Here is a 4,902-nt window from a genome sequence, read left to right as displayed (position 1 = left end):
TGCTCGACGCCCTGGCCCGGGTGCCCGACCCGGGCCAGGGCGTCGAGCAGCCCGGGCCCGGGTGCCCGACTTGCCGAGTGGGTACGCCGCTGTGACCAGGCTGTCCTGGCCCGGCTGGGCTGCCCCTTCGATCCCTTCACCGGCCAGTTCAGGGCGCCGGGCGAACGCACCCTGCGAGCTGTGTTCGCCCGGGTCGACCCTGCGGTACTCACCGCCGCCGGTTTCGCCCGGCTCGCCGCACTCCAGCCCCGCCCGGTGAGCCCGGCCGGCCCGGACGGCACCGTCGAGCGCGAACAGCGCCGCGCCCACCGCATCGCCCTACGCGAGGACCGGCCGCGACCGCGCCGTGCGGCCTTCGCCGAAGACGCCAGCCAGATCCGCCGCCACCGCACCCCCGCCGTCGTGAGCGTCCTGCGCGACCTCGCCCGCGCCACCCTTCACCGCTCCGGCTGGGCCAACATCGCCAGCGGTCGACGAGCGCACACCCACCCAGCAGCCGCCCTCACCCTCCAGGGGATTCCATGATCAAACCGGGCGAACGCGACTCTCCCCGGGGGCCCTGAGGCTACTGGCGGTCGCTCCTCTCCGCCTCTGGCGCGACGGCCGTCGCTGGGAAGGTGCGGCGGACCTCCGCGAAGAGGTGGGGCCAGTCGGTGTCATGAGTGACCGCCGCGGCGAGGAGGGCGTCCAGCGCCGCCTTGAGGGGGTCGGGGGCGGCAGCATCGAAGAGGGCGGCGAAGGCGGCGACTTGGGGCAGGCCGGGGCTTCCGTCGTGGGGGTGAGGAATGCGTGCGTCGGAGAACGCGGCGTCCCGCAGCCGTTGCGGGTCGTCCAGCGGCGGTGAGTAGGGCTCGCCCCGGTTGAGCTCCGCCAGCCCGCGCGCTACCCAGTCGATTTCGCTGAGCCCTGCTGTCTCGCAAGCGCGGTGTGCTGCCCAGCGGGCGAGCGCGCGCTGTTCCTCGGGATCTGCGGCGTCGATCGCGTGCACGAGTGTGGCATCAAGGCCCACGAGGCCCATTGGATAGCCCTGGATTCCGCGGAGCCTGCCTTGGACATCTCGCAGCCGGTCGCTGGGCAGACGACCACCCCACGCGTCCATCTCCCGTCGCAGCGCGGTGCGCTCCTCCTCCTCGCGGGCCTGGCGCTCGGCCTGGGCTTGCTCCTCGGGAGTGGGGCCTGGGGGCTGCTTGCGCGCGTACTCGTGCCAATAGGCGGCGGCTTGGCTGGTCTCCTTGACTACGCGGTCTGGGGCCGGCGGGCTCGGCCAGAATCGCAGCAGATACTCCTCCACCGCGGGTTCGCGCGCATCGCCTACGGCGGTGCGTGCCTCGTCCATGCCCCGGCAGTGGTAGCGGACCCGGTACGTGGTCTCGGAGAGGGGGAGCGGATACCAGCGGCTGTCCCACTCCGCGAGCTCGATCTTGTCCGATACGGGCCGGAACGATACCTCGACGATGTCCTCCCAGAGGTCGGCGTCCAGGGGCGGCTCCGTCTCGTGCATCTCAACGGTGATCGGGACGGAGCCGGTGTGCGTTCCAGTCAGCAGAAAGAGATGGCCTGGCACCGCCCCGCCGCACAGCCCGGCCCGCTGCCCGGCGAAAGAATCTTCGGGGGAGTGGATGCCGTCGCTGCAGACATAGATCTGCCGGTAGGCCACGTGCACTTCGTCGCTGAAGAGTGTTCGCATAGATCAAGCGTGGCGCGTGGGTCTGACAATGAGCGGTTTCCAACAATGGCCACACTTGCACCCAGCGCGCAGCCGGATTCAGCGTCGGGACCACCACCGTCTAGCACGTCAACGTGACCGCAACACCGTCGAGCGACTGATCAACCGTCTGAAGGACTGGCGCGGCACCGCTACACGCTCCGACAAGACACCCGAAAGCTACCTCGCCGGCCTCGAACTCCGCGCCTCGATGATCTGGGTCGGAGATCTCCTGCAATCAGTCGGTTGATCACGACATCACACAGACCCTAGGCCCATTCTCCTGGGACCCAGGTCTCCCACGGACAGGCTCGACAGGCACTTCCCGACCACGGCTTGACACGCCTGATGGAGGTGGGAGGGTGGAGGAGCGGTGGTGCGGTAGTGGTCACCGAAGGCCGAGTGCCTTGCGGAGCGCGGGATTGTTCCGGCGCCTGAGCGGGACAAGCCCGCGTGCCGGTTCCCGTCGCCTGGTCGTCCAGAGTGACCTGTTCCCCCGCGCGGCTCCTGATGCCGGCCATCGTGTGGTGAAGCAATCGAAGGGGAAGCCATGAAGGCTGTTGTCTATGACGGGCCGCGCACCGTCAGTGTGAAGGATGTCCCCGACGCGCGCATCGAACGGCCCACCGATGTGCTGGTGAGGATCACCAGCACCAACATCTGCGGTTCGGATCTGCACATGTATGAGGGCCGCACTGACTTCGAGCAGGGACGGATCTTCGGCCACGAGAACCTGGGGGAGGTGACCGAGGTCGGCGCCGGAGTCGACAGGGTCAGGGTCGGGGATCTGGTCTGCTTGCCGTTCAACATCAGCTGCGGTTTCTGCCGGAACTGCGAGCAGGGGCTGACCGCGTTCTGCCTGACCACTGCCGACAATCCGAAGACGGCTGGTGCCGCCTACGGCTTCGCCGACATGGGCCCGTACAGCGGCGGGCAGGCTGAGCTGCTGCGCGTGCCCTACGGTGACCACAACTGTCTGGTCCTGCCGGAAGAGGCCCGGGAGCGGCAGACCGACTACGTGATGCTCTCCGACGTCTTCCCCACCGGTTGGCACTGCACGGAACTCGCCAGGGTACAGCCCGGCGACACCGTGGTGATCTACGGCGCCGGCCCGGTCGGCCTGATGGCCGCACTGTCGGCGAACCTCAAGAGCGCATCCAAGGTCATGGTCGTGGACCGCCACCCAGACCGCCTCGCCCTGGCCGAGCAGATCGGGGCAATTCCCATCGACGACTCCAAGACCTCGCCCGTCGACCAGGTCAACGAGCACACAAACGGACTCGGGGCGGACCGGGGCTGCGAGTGCGTGGGCTACCAGGCCCACGACCCCCAGGGCCATGAACACCCCAACATGACGCTGAACAACCTGGTGGAGTCGGTGAAGTTCACCGGCACCATCGGCGTGGTCGGCATCTTCATCCCCCAGGACCCCGGCAGCCCCGACAAGCTGTACCAGCACGGTGAATTCGCCTTCGACTACGGCCTGTTCTGGTTCAAGGGCCAGTCGGTCGGCAACGGGCAGGCCAACATCAAGGCCTACAACCGCCAGCTGTGCAACCTGATCCAGCAGGGCAAGGCCACACCGTCCTGGATCGTCTCCCACGAGCTCCCGCTGGACCGGGCCCCCGAGGCCTACCAGCACTTCGACGCCCGTGACAACGGATGGACCAAGGTCGTCCTGCACCCCGACGGCGGCGCCCGTTGAACAACGTCACCGGCAACCTGACCGCGGGCAGGCGCGGCAGAACAAGCCAGCGTGCGGCCCCGGCCGAGTACCGGCCCGGGGCCGCCGAGTCACCGTCGGCGCATGGTTAGGTCCGCACCTCGGCCGCCGGTCCGAAGGTCGTGCTCGAGCCCGACCCAAAGGCCGTCTGATCCGATGTAGCCGGTCGGCGCACGGCCAACACCCCTTGGCGTTGGGCGTGCACCCCCGGCGCGCTCGAGCTATCGGGGTGAGCAATTCATGACCGCGAAGCTGTGGCGACGGTTGGCCGCGGAGGCGATCGGCACCGCACTACTGGTGATCTTCGGGGCGGGCTCGTTCGTAGCCGCCTTGGTGGTGGGCAAGGGCCAGCTGGGCTACGCCGCGATAGGGATCATCGGTTTCTCGTTCGCTTTCGTCATCGCCGCTGCCGTCTACGTGTTCGGCCCCATCTCCGGGGCGCACATCAACCCTGCGGTGACCATCGCGCTGGCCGCGATACAACGCTTCCCCTGGAGGGAGGTCGTCCCTTACGTCGTCGCCCAGCTGGGCGGGGCGCTCGGTGGCGGCTTGCTGGTCAACGTGATCTTCGGCTCGTCTGCACTGACTGCCAACGTCTCCGGCGGCACGGTGGTCCAGCCCGGTCATACTTACCTGCAGGCTGGCGTGGCTGAGGCCCTGGGAACCGCACTTCTGTTGTTCACCATCATGGCGTTGGCCGTGGACGCGCGTGCACCGACGGGCTGGGCCGGGCTGATCATCGGCCTGGTGGTGGCCTGCGAAATCATGGTCATCGGCCCCATCAGCAACGGCTCAGTCAACCCTGCGCGCACCTTCGGACCCTACGCGGCCACGACTATCTTCGGTGGCCATACGCCGTGGCAGGAGTTCTGGCTGTACTGGGTCGGTCCAGTGATCGGCGCCGTCGTCGCCGCCGTGGCCTACGTGTTGGTTGCCCAACCCCGACCTTCCACACCGCCGCCCGGACGAACGTCCTAAGCCGAATAGCATCCCAGCATGACGGCCTGTTCCTTTGCCCTGTCCAACCGCGGCTGCCCGCCAACGCTAGATGTGTGCCCCGAGACTGGCCGGGCACGTCTGTCGTATCGCCGGGCTGAGGAGATCTTCGAGGAGAACACCCGGCTGCTGGCCAACCCGCTCGCCTCACCCGAGGACGTCGAGGACCTGGACGGCTGGACCCTGCACCGGCTGCGGCATACCGCGCTCACCCACGACGCGGAGAGCGGCACTTCCACCCCGATGCTGCTGGCCCGCTCCCGCCACGCCTCCGTGCGGTCCCTGGAGCGGTACGCCCGCCCCGGCGTCGACGCCGTCGCCCGGCACGTCGCTGAGCTCGATCCCGCCGCACGTCGCCGGACGTGACCAGGGCGGACAGCGATGCAGCGGTCGTCGCGCCCGCCCCGAGCACGCACGTCGCCGTCTACGCGGCGGGGGTGAGTTCGGCGCGGCCGAACAGCAGGGCGTAGCCGGTGGG

4 protein-coding genes and 1 pseudogene are annotated in these 4,902 nt (G+C 68.8%); 4 read left to right on the top strand and 1 reads right to left on the bottom strand.

The features are described from left to right. A pseudogene (locus tag ACWEK3_RS42025) lies at positions 1 to 525 on the top strand (hypothetical protein); the annotation flags it as partial. A 40-nt stretch (positions 526 to 565) separates the two neighbouring features. Here ACWEK3_RS42025 and ACWEK3_RS42020 read toward each other — a convergent pair. Continuing rightward, the gene (locus ACWEK3_RS42020; protein ID WP_453252228.1) at positions 566 to 1,687 is read right to left on the bottom strand and encodes a hypothetical protein; all 1,122 of its coding nucleotides are present in this window, start codon (positions 1,685 to 1,687) and stop codon (positions 566 to 568) included. 568 nt (positions 1,688 to 2,255) lie between these two features. Between ACWEK3_RS42020 and ACWEK3_RS42015 the strand changes: the two genes are divergently transcribed. The 3 genes from ACWEK3_RS42015 to ACWEK3_RS42005 all read left to right on the top strand — a co-directional run bounded on the left by ACWEK3_RS42015 (position 2,256) and on the right by ACWEK3_RS42005 (position 4,790). Beyond that, positions 2,256 to 3,410: a glutathione-independent formaldehyde dehydrogenase gene (locus ACWEK3_RS42015; RefSeq protein WP_450546944.1), complete on the top strand. Its 1,155-nt coding sequence runs from the start codon at positions 2,256 to 2,258 to the stop codon at positions 3,408 to 3,410. A 258-nt stretch (positions 3,411 to 3,668) separates the two neighbouring features. Then, entirely contained in the window at positions 3,669 to 4,406 is a 738-nt protein-coding gene (locus tag ACWEK3_RS42010; protein ID WP_453252227.1) for an MIP/aquaporin family protein, read from the top strand. An 18-nt stretch (positions 4,407 to 4,424) separates the two neighbouring features. Beyond that, on the top strand, positions 4,425 to 4,790 hold the full coding sequence (locus tag ACWEK3_RS42005; protein ID WP_453252226.1) for a site-specific integrase: 366 nt from the start codon (positions 4,425 to 4,427) through the stop codon (positions 4,788 to 4,790). Positions 4,791 to 4,902 lie beyond the last annotated feature (112 nt).

It is taken from the genome of Streptomyces sp. NPDC004721, from assembly GCF_053601495.1.
This window is presented reverse-complemented; position numbering and strand designations above follow the sequence as displayed.